The following is an 18187-nucleotide window of genomic DNA, read 5'->3' on the forward strand; positions in this document are numbered from 1 at the left end:
CCGCGTTTTGGCAGCTGTTTTCCTCAAGACCCCCACGTTCAAATTTTTCGTCAGGCATCTTAGCATAAAAAAAAACGTATCAACTCGGTGTCCAGCACGGCGAGTCGCTACGTTAGTGAAGCACTTTTCACTAACTTTTATCAGAACAGGAACCTGATAAAAACCAATGAAAAACAACTTGTGTGTAATATATCATCCTCAAGTAACTTTTGCAATGCTTAGCCTTAAACTTTTCTTAAGAAAGCGCTTTCTCTAATTTCCTTTTAATATTTCCAAATCTATCGTAATTTTTTTCAGCGGATCGGCTTGTAACCGGGCTTTGACTGCCGGATCAACTTGCCATTCCAACGGTGACATCTCCAATAGATCCAACCGATTTTCTGCCGGAATTTCATATTCATATGTGACCCGCGTTTGCGCTTGCACGTGCAGTTCACTTTTAAATCGTTCGATCACTGCTTGATTGGAATAATTTTGTCCTGGATGATACACTTCCCGCAACTCTTTTAAGTAGCCACTTTGCGGAACGACTTTGATGACACTGCCGCCTGGTTTCAAAACGCGCTTGAATTCTTGATAGTGTGACGGCGTAAAAATATTCAAGATCGTCTCAAAACTCGCTGGGGCAAACGGTAAATTCGTCAAATCAGCCATACACCAAAACGCGTCGATCGGTTGATTGGTCGCTAAATAAATACCCGCTTTTGAAATGTCAAAACCGACATTCACCGGATTTTTTTTCAGCCGATTCAATTCAGCTAAAAAGCTGCCCTCGCCACAGCCGACATCCAATAAATTTCCCGGCACGATCCACTCAGCTAACTGTTCTAACACTGGCTGGTACATCCCCGCTTTGATCAAGCGCCCCCGCGGCTCGAACATCGCCGCGTCATATTCCGTTTTGACTTGATGCGTCAGAAAATATAACGTTCCTTTTTTGGCTAAATCAAATCGATGCCCATTTTGACAAACTAAACTTTTGCTTTGGTAATGCATCTTACTTTGGCAGTTGGGGCACCAAAACAATTCCGCGTGCTTTGCTAAAAAAGCCGCGCCTCGGTCGATTTTTTTTAACATCTCATCACTTCCTCTTTGGCATCATAGCATAACTTTTCTATTCTATGATACACTACATTTTAGAAAATACGAGGAGGACCTTCCATTGATCAAAGAATTTTGTGCTGAAAATTATACGAATATCCCCAACGCTATCACAGCCGGCGCTACCCGCATCGAGCTTTGCGACAATCTAGCCGTCGGTGGTACGACCCCTAGCCTCGGTGTCCTAGAAGAAGCATTGGCTTACGCAAATGAAAAAAAAATCCCGGTCATGACGATGATCCGGCCCCGCGGTGGTGACTTTGTCTATAACGATACAGAAATCAAAATCATGGAAAACGATTTGATCCATGCTAAAAACGCGGGCACAGACGGCGTTGTCTTCGGCTGTTTGACTCCTGAAAATGAAGTTGACGAAGAAGTCTTAGAAATTTTACTGGGCAACAGCGGCGGCTTACAGACAACTTTTCACATGGCGTTTGACGAACTTCCAATCGTGGAACAATTCAAAACAATCGACTGGTTTGCAAGCCTCGGGATCGACCGCATCTTGACCCACGGCGGCCCGCTGACTGAACCGATCGAAAACCATTTGGATCATTTGAAAAAACTCGTCGACTACGCAGCAGATCGAATCATTATTTTACCCGGCGGCGGCATCACAGCAAAAAATGCGAAAACCATCGCGGAAACATTAGGAGTAAAAGAAGTGCACGGGACGCGAGTGGTGGAATTTTAAACAAAAATAGTGCTACGCGGTTTGATTCGCGTAGCACTATTTTTTGTCTAGCTCACTTTTTTCTTAAAATCTACCATGCTGGCTAACCCGATCATTACGATGCCTAACACCGTTAAGAACAAAGTGAGCCGTCCGCCTGCGCGGGGCATTTGATAGGCAGGGAAATTTTGTAAATAAAGATTCCCACTCGATTTTCTAAACGCAGGTGGTAATGGATCACCATGACCTGTAATTTCAACTTGGTTCAGATACCCTTCCTGAGCTGGATCTAACTGGACGACCCAATAACCACTTGGAAGTTGATAATTAGGAGCAGCTTTTGTTTCTACTAAAAGATACTCTCCTGCTGCTAGGTCATTGAAGCGTACTCGGCCAAAATTATCACTAGTGACCACGTGCAACGGATTTGCCAAATCCCAGTAAGTGCCAGCTGGGTTATTCGGATACGGATTCGGTTTTGGAGTTGCATCGTTATTTTTCTTATAAAGTTTAAACTCGACATTTTCCAGTCGCTCGTTTTCGCCGTCCGCATTCTCGCTACCTTCTTTAACAAAGTAGAAATCCATCTTGCTTTCAGGCACAAATGTCTTTTTGTTTTTGATCGTGTAGTAACCACTTTTTTTATTTGCATCATAGGTCGGGTTTTCATTATCTGTTGGCAATAACAAACCTGGATCACTACCCGCCGGTCCGATATATTTGACCGTATCGATCACTTTACGATACCCCAGGCTCAGGTCAGTCGAGGTCTTCGTCGTGACTAGCCAATATGCATCACTGACAGGCAGATCATAATCAGTGTGAGTCTCAGTTTCCACCAGTGCATAATATTTAGCCATCTCAGGAATTTCACTCCGGTCTAAGCCGATGATCTGACCATTACTATCGACCGTATACTCACCACCAACTTGAGTCCACTTACTAGAATCTTTCGTAGGACCCGTATTGATATCCGGTACGCCGGTTGCTTGGTTCCACGCATAAAGTTTAAATTTTACATTATTCACACCATTGGGTTTCATTAATTCATTGTTTTCATTAGCTTTGTAGACATTTAAATCACCGGATTTAGCGAAGTTTTTAATAGCCAAATTATCTCCTCTAAACTCATTGTCCACATATTTGCTGTAAGTAGCCCAATCGGTTTTTCGTGCCCATACTCCATTTGAGTACTGAAAAACATCCGTCCAACCAACGCCACCAGTAGCTCCTCCCCAAAAGAAGTAATAAACTTGCCCTTCTTGAGGTGCTTCTGTCTCTTTCGGGCTCGTCAGTTGATGATCTGGATAAGTAGCGGTTTCAATCAATGCATACGCTCCAGAGTAATTGGTCACGCCTTTATCTAAATATTGTGATATGTCTATTTTACCCTCGTTATCAGTGGCTAGATTTGAAGCCCTAACTTTCCAATAGCCAGCTGTAATGTTATCTGGTGTAGGAGGTGTGTCATTAATAGGTGGGGCACCGCTTTTCCATGTCCAACCAACTAGGCTAAAAGTAACTTTTAGATCTTCACCTTTGTCATTTTTCAACTGAGTACCATTTTCGTCTACTGAAGGCATGATATTTTTATTTTCATCGATTTTATAAAAAACAGCTGGCATTTCAATTGACTTTTCAAAAACATAATATAGTTTCAATGTTAGCTGTCCATCTTCAGTAACGACTCCAGTTAATTTAGACAGTCCATTTATCACTTTGTGGGTATAAGCTGGGTAGATCTTCGTTGAAGCAGAAACCGTTTCACCTTTGAGTCCTGATTTATATTCTGTATCTTTTAAATAGAAATCTTTTTCCTTCGGGTCTGCCCCACCTTGACCTCGTTTCTGTAAATAATGCTCCACCTTATAAGGATATTTCGGCTCAGATCCATCATCTTTTATATAATACCTTTTTAAAACGGTCGTGCTATCTTCTTTCACAATGGCAGTTTTAACATTATACGGAAGTGATTCAGCATATTTATAATCTGTATAGCTTCTAATATGGGGATAAACATTTGAATCTAACGTATCACCTACTCTTCCGCTAAATTCATCATTATTCGCTAAACGGAAATTATCTTTTGTACTGACGTCTTTTCCATCCTCCAATAGCCAATGCTCAACTCGATAGTTTGCCATCTTAGCTTTTTTATTTCGAACATGGACGATCGCGCCATTACTATTCGTTACGCGGATAGTAAATTCTTTAGAGATAACCGCCTTTTCAGTCGCATCATAATCACTGGATAACGTCGGATCATACTCATACGGTGAGGCAGTTTCCACAAACCGATAAGTGGCTCCATCTTCTAAGCCTGTGACTCGAATCGTTCCCGGGTAACTGAGTGAACCAATCGTGTTAGGACTTGTCACTAAGTTATCTTTCCCTGCGACATCGGTCCAACTTCCATTTATCTTTTTTTGTAGTTTAAAGTTGAAACCGTTCATTTCTTTTGAATTATCTTCTTCATTCCATTTGAACAAGACTGCCTCAGTTGCATTGACAGTTAGAGAGACTAATGGATTCGTCAATGTTCCAGTTGTAGACAATGAACGTGGGACCTCACTATCATCATAACTTAAGGAATAACGATAATAATGATCAATAGTATTTCGTTTAGTTCCCGAAGGTGTTTCCGGTGGATAATCTGTATCTAGCCAGATCATATAACTTGGGATACGTCCGCCTAATACATTGCTATCACCATAAACTAAAGTAAAATAATCTTCTAACAATTCGCGATCAGCTTCTTCATAGTAGCCGTTTCCAATCGCTCGTTGGGCAGCTCGCTTAGCAAACTCTGGGACCGCTACTGGACTCCCATTACGGTCTGTAATCGTTCGATCAACCGAGCTTGTTTGTTTTTTACCGTTTAACAGTTCTTCATAGGTTTTTGCATCATTTTTCGAACCGGGATCGACTCGACCGAAGTTCACCATCACCGTTCGTACAGCATCTTTCCCAGTTCCTTCTACATAGATGCCATAAGTTCCTGGTGTTGCTCGGACACGTTTACGGAAAGCTTCTTTCGTCTCATTGTTCTTTTGGATCAATTGCTTCAGTGAATCTTCTTCACTAGGATTGTTGCTCGTGTCCGTTGCGCCTTTGCGATATAACGGTCCGTCTGTATTACTATGTGCTAAAATCAGCTGATCATATGCATGGACATCAGACGGTTGCCCACCTTTTTTAGCCGCTTGAGCACCATTTGGCAAATTCATCGGGATACGAATATCCGGTTGAATCGTCAAATTACGAATCGTCACTCCTGGATCTAATTGATCTTCGACATACAGTAAAGCGCCTTGGTCATTATTTTCATCTCGAATACCGGTTGAGTATTCTCCCCATTGATGCTTCTGATTATTAGGATCATGGTAAAAACCCCATTGAGGATTATCTCGGAAATTGACTTCATCGCCATTCAGTTCTAAAAGAGCGCCTAAGTTGACGGTCATTTCCCATTCAGCTGCTAAATTTGAAAATGTCCGTGCCCGCTTAAAGTTATAACCGTTGCTGTAATTCATATGATACTTCTCGTATTTGATTTGCTTATCGATTCCGCCAAAAGTAGTCGTCATGACCTTTTCTGCTTGATTGCGGTTAAATAACGAATTAGCTGGGAATTGGAAGGTCACCGCATTTAATTGAGTAACATCCAAATCTTTGACATTCTCATTAAAAACCAATTTCACCTGGCCATTTTCCGTGAACCAAGCCCCAATGATGACATCAACGTCATCATTATTAGTTACCGTTAACGGAGTTGAGCCCACAGGAACCTGCTTCCAACCTTCACCGGTATCATTAACATTTTTTACTAAATCAAATGCAAAGTAATCGCCTGCTTGCAGTTTCGTTGCTTCATCTGCAATAGCTAATGTCCACTTAAAATTAAATGTGTAGCCGACATTTGATTGTGCTGGATTTGTTTCACTCAATGGGTTTTGGGCATTATCCAAAATCTCCCAATCATTGACTGTAATCGTCACCCCATCAACTTGTTGTAAATCACGACCGCCAGCTTTAGTCAATGACGAACGACTCGCGCTCTTGACCGCCGTATTCGTTTCTTCTGTCGTTTGCTTTTCACTGGCCTGTGACTCAGAAGTTTGGATCTCTGGATGTTCAATAGGCGCTTGCAATTCGCTTGTAGCTTCATCGTTTGTTTTTTCTTTTGCTTTATTTGCAGCAGTTGAATCTTTGGTTGATTGGTTAGTTTTCTCAGTACTCTGACTATTTTTAGTTTTTTTCTGTGGTTCGCTCGAACTTTTAGTTGTGGCTTTTGACTTAGTAGAACTCGTTGTTGACTCAGTCTCACTTGTTTTTTTGCTAGTCAATGTACTGATTGAACTGTCCGTCAACTCTTTCTCCCGCATCGTCTCATCAGTCGCTTGTTTTTCATCCGCAGCAGCTGACTGGCCTTCCTCACTGGTCGTCGTGGTAGTTTTCTGCTGGCTTGCTTTTGTTTCAGCTAGACTTGACTCACTTGACTGCTCCGGCAAAGGCAAGTTCGCTAATGCAGTCGAATACGTTTCCAATCGTTTGCTGGTAGCAGTGCTGCTTTCCGTCGTGTTTGCTTTAGAGAACGCTGTGAGAGGAAGTGTCGTAATAAGCAAGGTGAAAATGAGCAGTACGATACTCAACCGTTTAAAAATCGCATTTAATTGTCTCATCATCTTTGCACCTCCTACAGCATTTCTTCTTGCTGTCCAAATGATTATTCCGCAGATCCGTTTCGAGCTTGCAGTTTATTTTTTATGATCGTCGCGATGATCAATAGCAACATGATCCCGGCCGTGATGGCAGCAATCATAAGTAATTTTTTTTGTTCATCCGTCAATGTATCCACTGGTTTGATCGCCGCTTTTTTCGCTGGATCATAGGGTACGCGATGACCGCGGACTAGTAACCGGTGACTATTGATCCCATAAGGCGTACACGTCAACAGTGTCACGAGGTCTTGCTCACTTTCAGCTTGCAAGTGTTGCGTCTCGTGCGGTTCGATCACCACGATCTGATCCACCTCATAAGCCAAAATCTTACCTAAAACAGTGAGATAAAATTGATCTCCGTTTTTTAGTTCTGTCAAATGAGTAAAGATCTTCGCATGGGAAAGTCCCGAATGGCCCGTCAATACAGCATGGCGATTTTTCCCGCCGATCGGTAACGCCGAACCTTCTAAATGTCCGACTGCTTTTTGCAGCACTTTTTCACCAGTGCCATGGTAGACAGGCAAATCGACTTTGATCTTAGGGATTTCTAGTGTCGCCATCGTGCCTTTATAATTCAACGTTTGATAATAATTTTGATTTGTAGCTGGCGGGCCCTCTGGAGAAAACGGGTCACTAGGGATCGTCCCAGCTAAACTTTCGTTGTAGTCTTCAGCAGCTTGCCACATTTGCGCGATTTGTTCAGCAGTCAGTTCCTTTGATTTTGCTTTATAGTCACGACTGACGTACGAACCATTTTTAGCGTTCAGATAACTACTGAGATGAGGGTAAGCGAGTGCGATCAGACCGATCAAGATCGCTATGATTGTAAAAATTTTCCGTCCCATCGTCTCACTCCTCTAATCCTTCGTTACCCGTTTCTTTTTGGCTTGCCGATTTAAATAATAAATGATTACTAGGCCGAACAAGATGATTCCGACAATCGTTAAAAGTGTCGCCGGCAAGCTCCCCGTCTTCGGTAACTCTCGCCATACTTGTGGTAATCGACGAAGAGCTTGTTTTGCCGCAGGGACTACATTTGTCACCTGTGACCACACCGCCAGCGGTTTAGCTGACGGGTCGTTTCCACCACTCGGAGTTTGACCGCCTGGTGTCGTTCCCGTTGGCGGATCGCCAGCTGTTCCCGGCAACTCTGGTTCATCATCGTCTTTGGGATCTGTTGGTACATTGACTACTTTGATCTGTTGTTGCCCATATGCAGCTAAACTAGCTTTTGTCCATTCGCTCGGTGCTGGTAACGGCTCGGCGTGGACCATTTGCGGCTCACTTAGCAACTGATAGCCAGCAGGGGCTTTAAGTTCTTTGATCCAATAATTTTGCCCGGTGGCTGGCAAGCCAACAAAGCGTGCTCGCCCTGTCGTTGCATCAGTCGTCAGTTGATAATCTTCATAACTTGTATCGTTGAGCGTTTGCGCATAGCCAGCTTGTTCTGGCGTTTTGATCGCCACTACTTTCGTCAAATCTTTTTTGCCGTTGGTGCGGCCATATTTCACTCGGATAAATTTATTATCAGTCGCATTTTTTTTACTGGTCGTGATCGCAAAAGCCGCGGCCAGTGGTTGTTCATTTTCGTTTTGTTTGATCACGGTCACTTCCACTAGCGGCACAAGCGTTTGATTCGTTGGTTTTTCACTTGTTTGACCGTGGTTGTTCGTAAACGTTACCCACGCGGTATTTTCGATCACATTGCCAGCCGCATCAGTGTTACTTGTTTGCGCTTGTTCATTGATCGTCGCTTTGAAGGTCACCGCCAGACGCTCGATTTTGTGGTTTGCTAAGTACATTCGGCCAGCTTCCGTAAAGATGACGGTAAATTTTTGCCCCTCAACAGCAACACGCCATAATTCCTCTGTAGCTTTTTGCGGGATCGTTTTGATTTTTCCGGCTACATCGGTCACCAATTCAACTTTTTTCGTCGGTTCGCCAGGCAAAAGTCGCGCTTCTGCTACACCGATCGTATCTTTTAATAAAGTATGTCCGATCGGCAATTCGTCCCAAAGCTCAAACCGCTGATAGTGATCGATATTTTCCGGCACCGCCGTTGAGATCTGATACTCGACAGTTTCACCGATCGCCGGGTCTTGAGCGGTATAATCTTTGATCAGTTCATTGCCTTTATTTTTCGGATAAACATGCACATCTTGGCTCCACTTATCGCCAATCGGTAAAGGAACAGAAACGACGATCGGCTCTACCGCAAATTCCAGTGGCACTGGTTGCCCATCACTTGCTTTACGGGGATCAGATTGCGCCAAATTTTCTAACACTAAATACTGTCCTGCAACGAGCTCTTTAAATTTCAATTCCCCCGCTGGTTCGCGAGCAGTCTGACCACCTTTTTCATACCCTGAAACGACTTGCAGCCGATACTGATAAATCGTCGCGCCGGTTTGTGCATTGACTGTCCAATTTCCTTGTGATGAACTGACGTTGACTTGATAGCGAACTGCTTCCCCATTTGGAATCTGAACAGGTGTGTCTGCTTTTTTCCACGTCTGCCCTCGATCTTTTGATACTTGTAACAACTCGCCGATGCGATAAAGATCAAATTGGACCCCGGCTAGCGGAATCGCTTCATCCGGCAGTTGGCCATTCGAGCTGCCATCGCCGGCTTCTCCTACTGCGACTCCTTCAGGCAAATAATATTTATGGATCGTCAGGTCGCCTTTTTCCGGTTTGGCACTTGTTAATTGTTGGGCTAAGGCAGAAGGGCCACCAATCAAAATCGCACTTAGTACTAAACAGACTATGATCAATTTTTTCATCTTTGCCCTCCTCCTTTTTTAAACCGCTTGCCGTTTGTTGCGGATTCTCAGCACAATATTTAACAGCACCATCAAAAATGTCGTAATAATTGCAACGATGATCAGACGTTTTTGCTCAGCTGTCATCGTGTTGACCGGCTTGATATTCGCTTTTTTAGCGGGGCTATACGGTATGCGATGGCCCCGGACCAGTAAGCGATGCGTGTTGATCCCATAAGGCGTACACGTCAAAAGCGTCACCAAGTCGCGTCCTTTTTCTACTTTCAAATGATCGGTCTCACTGGGCTTCACAACTAAGATCTGATCGACTTCATAAGCTAATGTCTTGCCCAAAACTTTCAAATAAAATTGATCGCCTTTGACTAGCTCCGTCAAATTGGTAAAAATTTTTGTATGGGACAGTCCTGTATGTCCAGTCATGACTGCATGACGACTTTTGCCGCCAATCGGTAAAGTCGAACCTTCCAAATGTCCCACGGCTTTTTGTAAAACTTTTTCACCTGTCCCGTGATAGATCGGTAACTCGACTTTGATCTTCGGGATCTCGATCGTTGCCATCTGCCCTTTATAATTCAACACGTCATAATAATTTTCCGGCATCACGACACCAGAACCGGGAATAAATGGATCATGGACCGGCGAACCAGTCAAATTCTCATTATAAATCTCAGCTTGCCGCCACATTTTTTTGACTAATGCCGGATCAAGCGCTTTAGCTTGCGCATGATAATCCTGACTGACATAAGACCCATTTTTATCATTCAAATAACTGCTGATGTGAGGGTAAGCCAAAGCGGTGAGCCCAATCAATAAGGCGATCACACTAAAAATCTTACGCTTCAAACCAATCCCTCCCCGCTACTATGTAAGACGCCAAGGCAGGTCCTAAAAACTAAAGACCTACCTCATCCGTCGTATGCAACTACGCTTTCTTATCTTTTTTCTTATTCATGGAAGACATGATCCCTAGACCTAACATCACGATCCCTAAAATCGTAAGCAAAATCGTGAGCCAGCTACCGGTTTTGGGTAGTTCAAAGCCACGTTTATTGACAATTTTATCAGTCTTTAGAATATGCTGAACTGTTTTTGATTCATCATATTCTTTAAAAGTGACTTTTATCGGGTTACCAAGTAAGTTGTAGTCTTTTGGTGCTTTCGTTTCCACTAGCCAATAAGATAGCGGGGTCTTAGTTGCATCATCAGCATGACTAACCATCCCTCGAAAGGTTGGGAAGTACCATTGTCCACCATCATCTACTGGACTATTCAAACCAGTACGTACGATCCATGGAATCGCTGTATCATAGCCTGCTTCACCTGGACGAACAATCCGGGTAATTTTCCCTTCACTATTAACTTCAACCTTCAAATAATTCTTAGCTTTGGCATTGGCTTCTGTATCAGCAATTTGAAATTCAGCCCCAGCTAACCCACCGTCTTTTTCATCAACTTTATTAGGCTCAATTTCACCGATATTAACTTCTGTTTCCTCAGAATCTTTATCTGTAACAACATCATTCTCATCAGTAAATTCGACATTGACCTTGTTTTCTACGATATTAACATTCCCACCACCAGCAGCTATTTTGTCATAAATTTTTTCATTGATCCTCGTCTCAAATTCAACGATCATGCCTTCCCAACCGTCCAGTGCTGCAAAACCAGAGGATGTAATGTCAATTTTGATTGTATTCCCATTTAGATTGCTTATAAAATTACCAATTGTTAACTTCTCTTCTGGAGTTGATTTTATCCAGTTTCCATTTGAGTCCTTTTCAGCTTTGTAAATAACTACTGAGGAATCAATATAAGTTAGCGCCTCGTCGAGTTTATCCGTTATTGTTAACTGTTTATAATCTTTAATATCACTTGGCAGCTCAACATCAATTTTCCATTTAACTATTTTACCAACATCATATGACGGTGCTTCGGGAGTTTTGACAACTTCTGTTGATTGATTTTTTGGATACACATGAACATCAGTAATCCATTTTTCATAGTTTTCCGGATCAGTCATGGGCACATCTACCACAAAAGGATTGACTGGCTTTGTGATTGATACTTCAACGCCATTGACTTTAGGTGAGTCAGTTATTTTACTCAAGTTTTCAACTACAAAATATTGACCGCGATTTAAATTATCAAATTTTAAACTACCATCAGCCTCTGTTTTACCTTCCTTAACTGTTCCTAAAGTATAATAGTAAGTGTCCGTCCCATTAGTAACTTTCAATTTTCCATTATCTAAAGAATAGATCCACTTAAGGCTTGATAAGCCGGCGTTACCAGGAACTTGAGCGGGTGCACTACCTTCTGGTCCCGTAATTTGATACACATCAAACGGTACATTCTCAATCGGCTGTGTTAATTCGTTTAGTACATCCTGATTAGTAATCTCCTTACCATTCGCAATCCCTCCAGGAACTCCCTTTTCATCATACATATACTTATGGATCGTTAGGCTCCCTCTATCTGGCGCCAATGAATCATTCGCCGCACTTGCCCCCATCGCCGCTCCCAACAATGTACTGCCCACCATGAACAGTATCGCGAATAATTGAATTATCTTTTTCATGGCTCTGCTCCTTTCTTTTCCTCCATCCTTGTAGCAACATCTATTGTTATTCATAGTCATTCTCCTCTCAAAAAACAGTCATTTTCATTTCAAAAACTGTCAAAACATTTTATTTTATTGGATATATTAGAATTGTAATATATTTTTAAACAAAACTCAAATGAAATCTTCATTTATTTCAAAGTCTACAAATACCTATTTAAAAGGTTTTATGCACTAAAAATCAATATGAATTTTCTGAAAACTCAAACACAACGTTCGTATTTACGTTATTTTGAAAAAATATTTAAAATTGTTTTTTAATTTAACGAACTATTAATTAATGTTATTTTGCTTATAGGTTCCTTAAAAATAATATTACTTTTTTTGGAATAGCTTTCACTTTTTTCCGCCACTTATAATAACCAACTGTATTTTTTTATTGAAAATGATTAGATCTAAAGGCAAAAAAAAACTGACTTAGACAAGCTAAGTCAGCTATTTTTTCAGTTTTCGCTTGATAAATTTCTCGATGCGAAACCTATATTTATTTTCTTTAAAACGAATCCGAACCGGATAACGGCCAGATAAGTAATCATTAATCTGTTTGCGTCGCTCTGGCAAAAGATTCAAAGGCGGATTCTCAAGATCAAAAAAATCAAACGCCGCATAATAAGGCGCATACATCGCGCTTTGCGATTTTTTTTCTTGACCGTGGTAGATGTACGTCACATCTTCATGAAATTCTTTCGTGTAGATGCCGATCAATTCCTTGATCTCACTTTCAAATCCCAATTCTTCCCGCACGATCCGTTTGATTCCTTCACGCTCAGACTCGTCAGGTCGTAGTGGTCCGCCGGGTAGATCCCAAAATGGAACACCTGGTTTTCTAACGAGCAAGACCAATCCATTGCGTACGATCATGGCATAGGCTTTTTTCATTTTTCACACTACTTTCGGCTTATGTCTTAGGAGTACTTTACACGGAAATATCGTTCACTGCAAGTGCGCGGCTACCTCAGCTTCCGATAAATCGTTCCATGAACATGCTGGCGATATTAAAATAAATCAAGACACTGGTCAGATCACTCAGCGTAGTGATGAACGGGCCGCTGGCAACTGCTGGATCAAATCCGATTTTTTCCATCACCATCGGAATCAGACTGCCGGCTAAAGTCGCGACTGTGATTGCCGCCATCATCGCCGAACCGATCACAAACCCTAAAGTAAAGTTATGCTTCCAGATCCCGACGATCAAAAAAATCGTGATTCCAGTGACTAGTCCCGTCACCAGTCCTGTCAAAATCTCACCGATGATCAATTTCACAAAATTATTATCTTTATCGTCATTGATCGCTAGTCGGCGCACCGCTACGGCAAGTGATTGGGTTCCCGCATTTCCCGCAGTCCCGGTGATCAGCGAGATGAATACCGCGAGAATACTCGCTTTACTGACAAGTTCTTCATAATGATTGATCAAAGTAGCTGTTGCCATCCCTAAAAATAATAAAGTGATCAACCACGGCAATCGCCGAGAAGCGGCTTTGACTGGATTTTCGTCGACTTCTTCGACATTGACCCCGGCTAGTCCGGAGTAATCGCTGGCAGCTTCGTCATCGATAACGTCGATGATATCATCGACCGTCACGATCCCCAGCAAGTGATCTTCGTAATCAGTGACTGGCAGTGCTAAGAAATCATAATCCCGAAATGTTTGGGCGACATCTTCTTGGTCATCACCGACATGCACCGAGATCACCCGCTCACTCATGACATCAGAGACCATCGTATCATCGTCATTGATGATCAGATCCCGCAGTGAAATTACTCCGACCAATTGATTTTCGGTATTGACAACATACGTATAATAAATCGTTTCCGCGATCTGAGCTTCACCTTTTAAGACGTACATCGCCGAGCGTACCGTTTGATTGGCTACGATGGAAACATATTCCGTGGTCATCAAAGAGCCGGCCGTATCATCCTCGTAATGCAGTAGATCTTTGACTTCATTGGCATGGTCAGGCTTCATCAACGCTAAAAATTTAGCGACTTGCTTTTTGTCTAGTTCGTTTAAAAGATCGACCGCATTATCGGTATACATTTCAGATAGCATGGCCGCCGCGTATTGAGGACGCATCTCCGCAAGATATTCTTCCATATGTTCATCGTCTTCTTCAATCACGTCAAACATATCGGCAAGCTCTTTAGGTGACAGATAAGAATAGACCTGCTGACGATCTTTTTTTTCTAACGACTGATAAAATTGTCCTTGATCATAAATATGCATCTCCAAAAAATGCTCGCGAAACTCCTGCAGATCATTGTTGCGCAGTTCCGTCAGCAATTGTTGGAAATGTTCTTCTAGTTCTTCTTGGGTCTCATCCATCATTTTCACCTCATATCTCTTTTGCGATTTTTTCCATATCAGCCGCTAATGGTAATTCAAAATGTAGCGCTTCATTGGTAAACGGATGGATAAATGCCAGCTGATAACAGTGCAGTGCTTGGCGGGTGATACCACGATCTAATGCCCCACCATAAAGTTCATCGCCTAGCAATGGGCAACCCAGCGCAGCAAAATGAACGCGAATCTGATGCGTCCGCCCACTATGTAATTTGATATCGACTAGCGCTAAGGCCGTGTTTCTTTTTTCAAGCCAGTATTCTGTCTGAGCGCTTTGTCCATCTGGCGTCACTTGACGTTTCAAAAGTGACGTATAATCCCGCCCGATAGGAAGGTCGATCAAGTCATGGGTTTTCAATGCTTCAATCCGGCCGGAAACCAGCGCGCGGTATTTTTTTGTTACTTGCCGTTTACGCAGCTCTTGATCAAACTTTGCGTGTGCAAAACCATGTTTGGCAAAAAGCATCAGACCAGATGTATCTCGATCCAGTCGGGTCACTACATGGATGACTTGATTTTTATAGTCTTGCCGCACATAATAGCCTTTGACACGATTCGCCATCGTCCCACGCGGATGATATTGCGCCGGAATCGAAGCGATGCCAGCTGGCTTATTGACGATCAAAAGATGATCATCTTCATAGACGATCGTAATCGGTTCATCATCAGCTAACAAGGTCTCATGAGCTGCCTCATCAGGAATCACAACAGTTACCATATCATGTGCACGTAAAGAAAACAAGACGTTCTCTTCTTTCCCGTTGACAAAGATTTGACCGCCTTGAAACTTGATTTTCGCTAATAATTTTTTGGAGATCCCTTGCTGTTTTAAAAAAGTTCGGACGAGTAACGGCTCGTCATATGGATACATCCAGTTAAATTCCAAAATCGTTTAATCCTCTCTAATAAAGGCATCTTTTACGCGATGCCAAAAATGCATATGCCGCAATGACGCAAAATGGATGCGTTCTTTAGCGACTTTATAACTGACTGACGCGATCTTTTCATCTGACAAATCCAACTGATCGATCGTCACTAAATGATGGCCATCACTTCGCAAACGGATCTCTACCCATTCTTCTGCCCCGATAATGATTGGTGAGCCCAGTGTTCGAAAGACGCGATTGTTCAACGAAGCGATCTCCGTTAGCTGGATCGCATTGAAACTCGGATGGACGACCGCACCACCGACACTTTTGTTGTAGGCTGTCGAACCAGTCGGCGTCGAGATCGACAAGCCATCTCCACGAAAAGTTTCAAACAATTCATCTTTAATGTAAACATCCCCCACCATCGTCCGGCTTCCCCGCCGGATCGTGGATTCATTCATGGCTAAAAAATGTTTCTTGCGTCCATCTGCGTAACTGAGCTGCACATCTAACAGCGGATAGCTCACGCTTTTATCTCGGTCACTGCAAAGCCCATCGACTAATTCTTGCAATTCATAATCCCGCCAATCGGTATAAAAACCTAAGTGACCGGTATGCACGCCTAAGAAACGAACCGAATCTAAGCGGTGGCTGTAGCGATGAAAAGCAGACAGCAATGTCCCATCGCCACCGACTGTGATCACAAGTTCAGGATCACGTTCGACCACTTCAATGCCTGAATTTTGTTTCAACAATTCCCGCAATTGAGCGGTCACATTTTGCGACTTCTCTTCATTATTATGGATGATCGCTACACGCATCGTCATTTGAGTTCACGTCCTTTATTTCCCCGACCATACGAAAAGAGATGTTGCGCTTCTTGGATCTCATCGCGGATACTCGACATCTCACCATCTAATTGATACGCGGCTTCTGCGGCGCGCAACAAGCGTTCGCTGATGTCATCGGGAATCTCTCCTTGGTATTTATAATTCAAGGAATGTTCGATCGTCGCCCAAAAATTCATCGCCAGTGTTCGGATCTGAATCTCCGCTAGTAACTTTTTTTCGCCTTCTAACATTTGGACCGGATACTCGATCACTAAATGATACGACCGATACCCGCTCGCTTTGCGATTGGTGATATAATCCCGCTCTTGGATAATCGTCATATCTTTGCGACTGCGTAAGATCTCGACGACTTGATGGATATCTTCTACAAACTGACACATGATCCGCATGCCAGCCATATCCGACATTTCAGTTTCTAACCGATCTAGCGGGATCCCGCGTAATTTTGCTTTATTTAAAATACTTTCTACTGGTTTGACACGTCCGGTCACGAATTCGATCGGCACATGGTCATCGCGATCACGGTACTGTTTGCGCAGACCGCGTAATTTGATTTTCAACTCTGCCACCGCTAAATCATACGGCGCTAAAAATGCTTCCCAATCTCTTTCCATCTATTGTCCCTCACTTCTTTTTCATCGGTTTTATCTTATCATAATTTTTCTTTTTAAAGAAACTACTGTGATACGAGTTTTACCAATTATTACAATCATTTTACAGCTGAAAAATGACACGGCTTATCATTTGCCTTGTGTCATTTTATATGCCAATATAGATATGAATAAGTCGGTAAGTAGGTGTTTTGATGAGCCAATCATTGGAAGTTGAATACAAAACGTTGCTAGACGCAACTGCATATGAGCGTTTGAGCCAACAGTTCAACTTGACGGCTCGTGATTTTATCACTCAGACTAATCTCTATTTTGATACACCAAGCGAGCAATTAAAAGCAAAACGTTTCGGGTTACGCGTCCGCTATTTTGAAACAGGTGGTGAAGCAACCTTGAAGACGCCAGCAAAAGTCGGTCTGTTAGAGACGACTGACTCACTTTCATCTGATGCGGTCAAAGAGATTTTAGCCACTAAGCGTTTTCCGCAAAGTGCCACGCATGTCTTAAAAGCTTTAGCAACACACCAGATCAAAGCCAACGAATTACAATTGATCGCCCAATTAAAAACGCGGCGAGCAGAATTTACGATTCCAGAAGGTAAATTAGCATTAGACGAAAACTGGTATGCGGATCGTCACGATTATGAACTTGAATTAGAAGTTCAAGACAGCGGTACGAGCCAAGCTGAGTTTTTCGCTTTTTTGGATCGTTTTGCACTTGACTATCAACCAACTAAAAATAAGATCGTCCGCGCAGTAGAAGCGCAACGATTTCATGATAAATGATCAGGGTCTTAGGGAGGAATGTCCGTTGATTGAGATTTATTTGTTTGTTAACCCCATTGGAGAACGTTGTTTGTCCGTTGAAAAAAAAGTATTGGATCTAATCGAGCAGCAAGAGTTAAAGGTTCAGCTGCGGTTGATCCCGCTGATGAATCTGTACACGATCTCAGATGTGATGAAACACCAAGGTACTTGCACTAAAAATATCAAAGCTCGTAATCAATTATCAAAAGATATTTACTCGGCTTCATTGGATTTTAAAGCCGCTCAACTACAAGGTAAAAAACGTGGTCGGGATTTTCTGATCCGCCTGCAAGAAGAAGTCGGTGTGAATGGCCAGCGTTATTCAAAACAATTAGCACAAGACTTGATCCAAGAAGTCGGTGGCGATTTGGAGATGTTCATTGAAGACCGCGAATCTGAATTTGTCAGTGAAGCTTTTTTATCTGACCAGCAGATCGCCCATGAGATGAAGATCAAATGCCATCCTTCCGCTGTGATCTACAATTATGCGTGTGACCTTGACTTTGGCGTGTTAGTTGAAGGCTGCGAATCCATCGAACACATCGCTGAGCTTTGTCAAACAAAAGAAGCCACGTTGCAATTTTTCAATGATCATAAAGCGCAAGCAACTCTCAATGAACAAAAAGCGACGAAGCGACATCTCTATTTAGTTTAATGAACTTATCTTACATTATTTCAAATCAAAACCACCCGTGTGAACGGGTGGTTTGCTCTTCGGCTGAAAGCCTCTATTACCGGCCACGGCCTAAAAGGCCCTCTGAAAGGTCTCCCTTCCGCACCACTTCTACTCGCTGATTCTAAAAGA

Annotated in this window: 14 protein-coding genes; 3 read left to right on the forward strand and 11 right to left on the reverse strand. The window is 42.7% G+C overall.

Going from position 1 to position 18187, the window contains the following annotated elements; genetic code table 11:
• Positions 1–252 precede the first annotated feature (252 nt).
• Entirely contained in the window at positions 253–1077 is an 825-nt protein-coding gene (locus tag GVJ38_RS05290; RefSeq protein ID WP_159722137.1) for a methyltransferase domain-containing protein, read from the reverse strand.
• 85 nt (positions 1078–1162) lie between these two features.
• Here GVJ38_RS05290 and GVJ38_RS05295 point away from each other — a divergent pair, with 85 nt between their 5' ends.
• Positions 1163–1798, forward strand: a complete 636-nt coding sequence (locus GVJ38_RS05295) for a copper homeostasis protein CutC (protein WP_159722138.1) — start codon at positions 1163–1165, stop codon at positions 1796–1798.
• Between the two features lie 47 nt (positions 1799–1845).
• On the opposite strand, the gene GVJ38_RS05300 is transcribed toward GVJ38_RS05295, so the two are convergent.
• The 10 genes from GVJ38_RS05300 to GVJ38_RS05345 all read right to left on the reverse strand — a co-directional run bounded on the left by GVJ38_RS05300 (position 1846) and on the right by GVJ38_RS05345 (position 16579).
• On the reverse strand, positions 1846–6462 hold the full coding sequence (locus GVJ38_RS05300) for a SpaA isopeptide-forming pilin-related protein (RefSeq protein WP_159722139.1): 4617 nt from the start codon (positions 6460–6462) through the stop codon (positions 1846–1848).
• 41 nt (positions 6463–6503) lie between these two features.
• Entirely contained in the window at positions 6504–7343 is an 840-nt protein-coding gene (locus GVJ38_RS05305) for a class C sortase (protein WP_159722140.1), read from the reverse strand.
• Positions 7344–7355: 12 nt separating this feature from the next.
• Positions 7356–9281, reverse strand: a complete 1926-nt coding sequence (locus GVJ38_RS05310) for a SpaH/EbpB family LPXTG-anchored major pilin (protein WP_159722141.1) — start codon at positions 9279–9281, stop codon at positions 7356–7358.
• Positions 9282–9299: 18 nt separating this feature from the next.
• Positions 9300–10124, reverse strand: coding sequence for a class C sortase (locus GVJ38_RS05315; protein ID WP_159722142.1), 825 nt, complete (start codon positions 10122–10124; stop codon positions 9300–9302).
• A gap of 79 nt (positions 10125–10203) precedes the next feature.
• Positions 10204–11859 (reverse strand): SpaH/EbpB family LPXTG-anchored major pilin, encoded by a 1656-nt coding sequence (locus tag GVJ38_RS05320; RefSeq protein ID WP_159722143.1) that lies wholly within the window; start codon positions 11857–11859, stop codon positions 10204–10206.
• Between the two features lie 477 nt (positions 11860–12336).
• On the reverse strand, positions 12337–12780 hold the full coding sequence (locus GVJ38_RS05325) for an NUDIX hydrolase (RefSeq protein ID WP_159722144.1): 444 nt from the start codon (positions 12778–12780) through the stop codon (positions 12337–12339).
• Between the two features lie 76 nt (positions 12781–12856).
• On the reverse strand, positions 12857–14227 hold the full coding sequence (gene mgtE / locus GVJ38_RS05330) for a magnesium transporter (protein WP_159722145.1): 1371 nt from the start codon (positions 14225–14227) through the stop codon (positions 12857–12859).
• 10 nt (positions 14228–14237) lie between these two features.
• Positions 14238–15131, reverse strand: a complete 894-nt coding sequence (locus GVJ38_RS05335; protein ID WP_159722146.1) for an RluA family pseudouridine synthase — start codon at positions 15129–15131, stop codon at positions 14238–14240.
• A 6-nt stretch (positions 15132–15137) separates the two neighbouring features.
• Entirely contained in the window at positions 15138–15935 is a 798-nt protein-coding gene (locus tag GVJ38_RS05340) for an NAD kinase (protein WP_159722152.1), read from the reverse strand.
• 2 nt (positions 15936–15937) lie between these two features.
• Positions 15938–16579, reverse strand: coding sequence for a GTP pyrophosphokinase (locus tag GVJ38_RS05345; RefSeq protein WP_159722147.1), 642 nt, complete (start codon positions 16577–16579; stop codon positions 15938–15940).
• A gap of 191 nt (positions 16580–16770) precedes the next feature.
• Between GVJ38_RS05345 and GVJ38_RS05350 the strand changes: the two genes are divergently transcribed.
• The gene (locus GVJ38_RS05350) at positions 16771–17361 is read left to right on the forward strand and encodes a CYTH domain-containing protein (protein ID WP_159722148.1); all 591 of its coding nucleotides are present in this window, start codon (positions 16771–16773) and stop codon (positions 17359–17361) included.
• 25 nt (positions 17362–17386) lie between these two features.
• Positions 17387–18037: a DsbA family protein gene (locus GVJ38_RS05355; protein WP_159722149.1), complete on the forward strand. Its 651-nt coding sequence runs from the start codon at positions 17387–17389 to the stop codon at positions 18035–18037.
• Positions 18038–18187: the final 150 nt, after the last annotated feature.

It is taken from the genome of Enterococcus sp. CSURQ0835 (assembly GCF_902706605.1).
In the GTDB taxonomy this organism is placed as follows: Bacteria; Bacillota; Bacilli; order Lactobacillales; family Enterococcaceae; genus Enterococcus_A.

What these genes read in the sequence shown, in the direction of transcription:
- GVJ38_RS05340 (WP_159722152.1), bottom strand. Translation starts at nt 15,935, where the DNA reads ATGCGTGTAGCGATCATCCATAATAATGAAGAGAAGTCGCAAAATGTG.
- GVJ38_RS05290 (WP_159722137.1), bottom strand. Translation starts at nt 1,077, where the DNA reads ATGTTAAAAAAAATCGACCGAGGCGCGGCTTTTTTAGCAAAGCACGCG.
- mgtE (WP_159722145.1), bottom strand. Translation starts at nt 14,227, where the DNA reads ATGGATGAGACCCAAGAAGAACTAGAAGAACATTTCCAACAATTGCTG.
- GVJ38_RS05300 (WP_159722139.1), bottom strand. Translation starts at nt 6,462, where the DNA reads ATGATGAGACAATTAAATGCGATTTTTAAACGGTTGAGTATCGTACTG.
- GVJ38_RS05305 (WP_159722140.1), bottom strand. Translation starts at nt 7,343, where the DNA reads ATGGGACGGAAAATTTTTACAATCATAGCGATCTTGATCGGTCTGATC.
- GVJ38_RS05350 (WP_159722148.1), top strand. Translation starts at nt 16,771, where the DNA reads ATGAGCCAATCATTGGAAGTTGAATACAAAACGTTGCTAGACGCAACT.
- GVJ38_RS05345 (WP_159722147.1), bottom strand. Translation starts at nt 16,579, where the DNA reads ATGGAAAGAGATTGGGAAGCATTTTTAGCGCCGTATGATTTAGCGGTG.
- GVJ38_RS05325 (WP_159722144.1), bottom strand. Translation starts at nt 12,780, where the DNA reads ATGAAAAAAGCCTATGCCATGATCGTACGCAATGGATTGGTCTTGCTC.
- GVJ38_RS05320 (WP_159722143.1), bottom strand. Translation starts at nt 11,859, where the DNA reads ATGAAAAAGATAATTCAATTATTCGCGATACTGTTCATGGTGGGCAGT.
- GVJ38_RS05310 (WP_159722141.1), bottom strand. Translation starts at nt 9,281, where the DNA reads ATGAAAAAATTGATCATAGTCTGTTTAGTACTAAGTGCGATTTTGATT.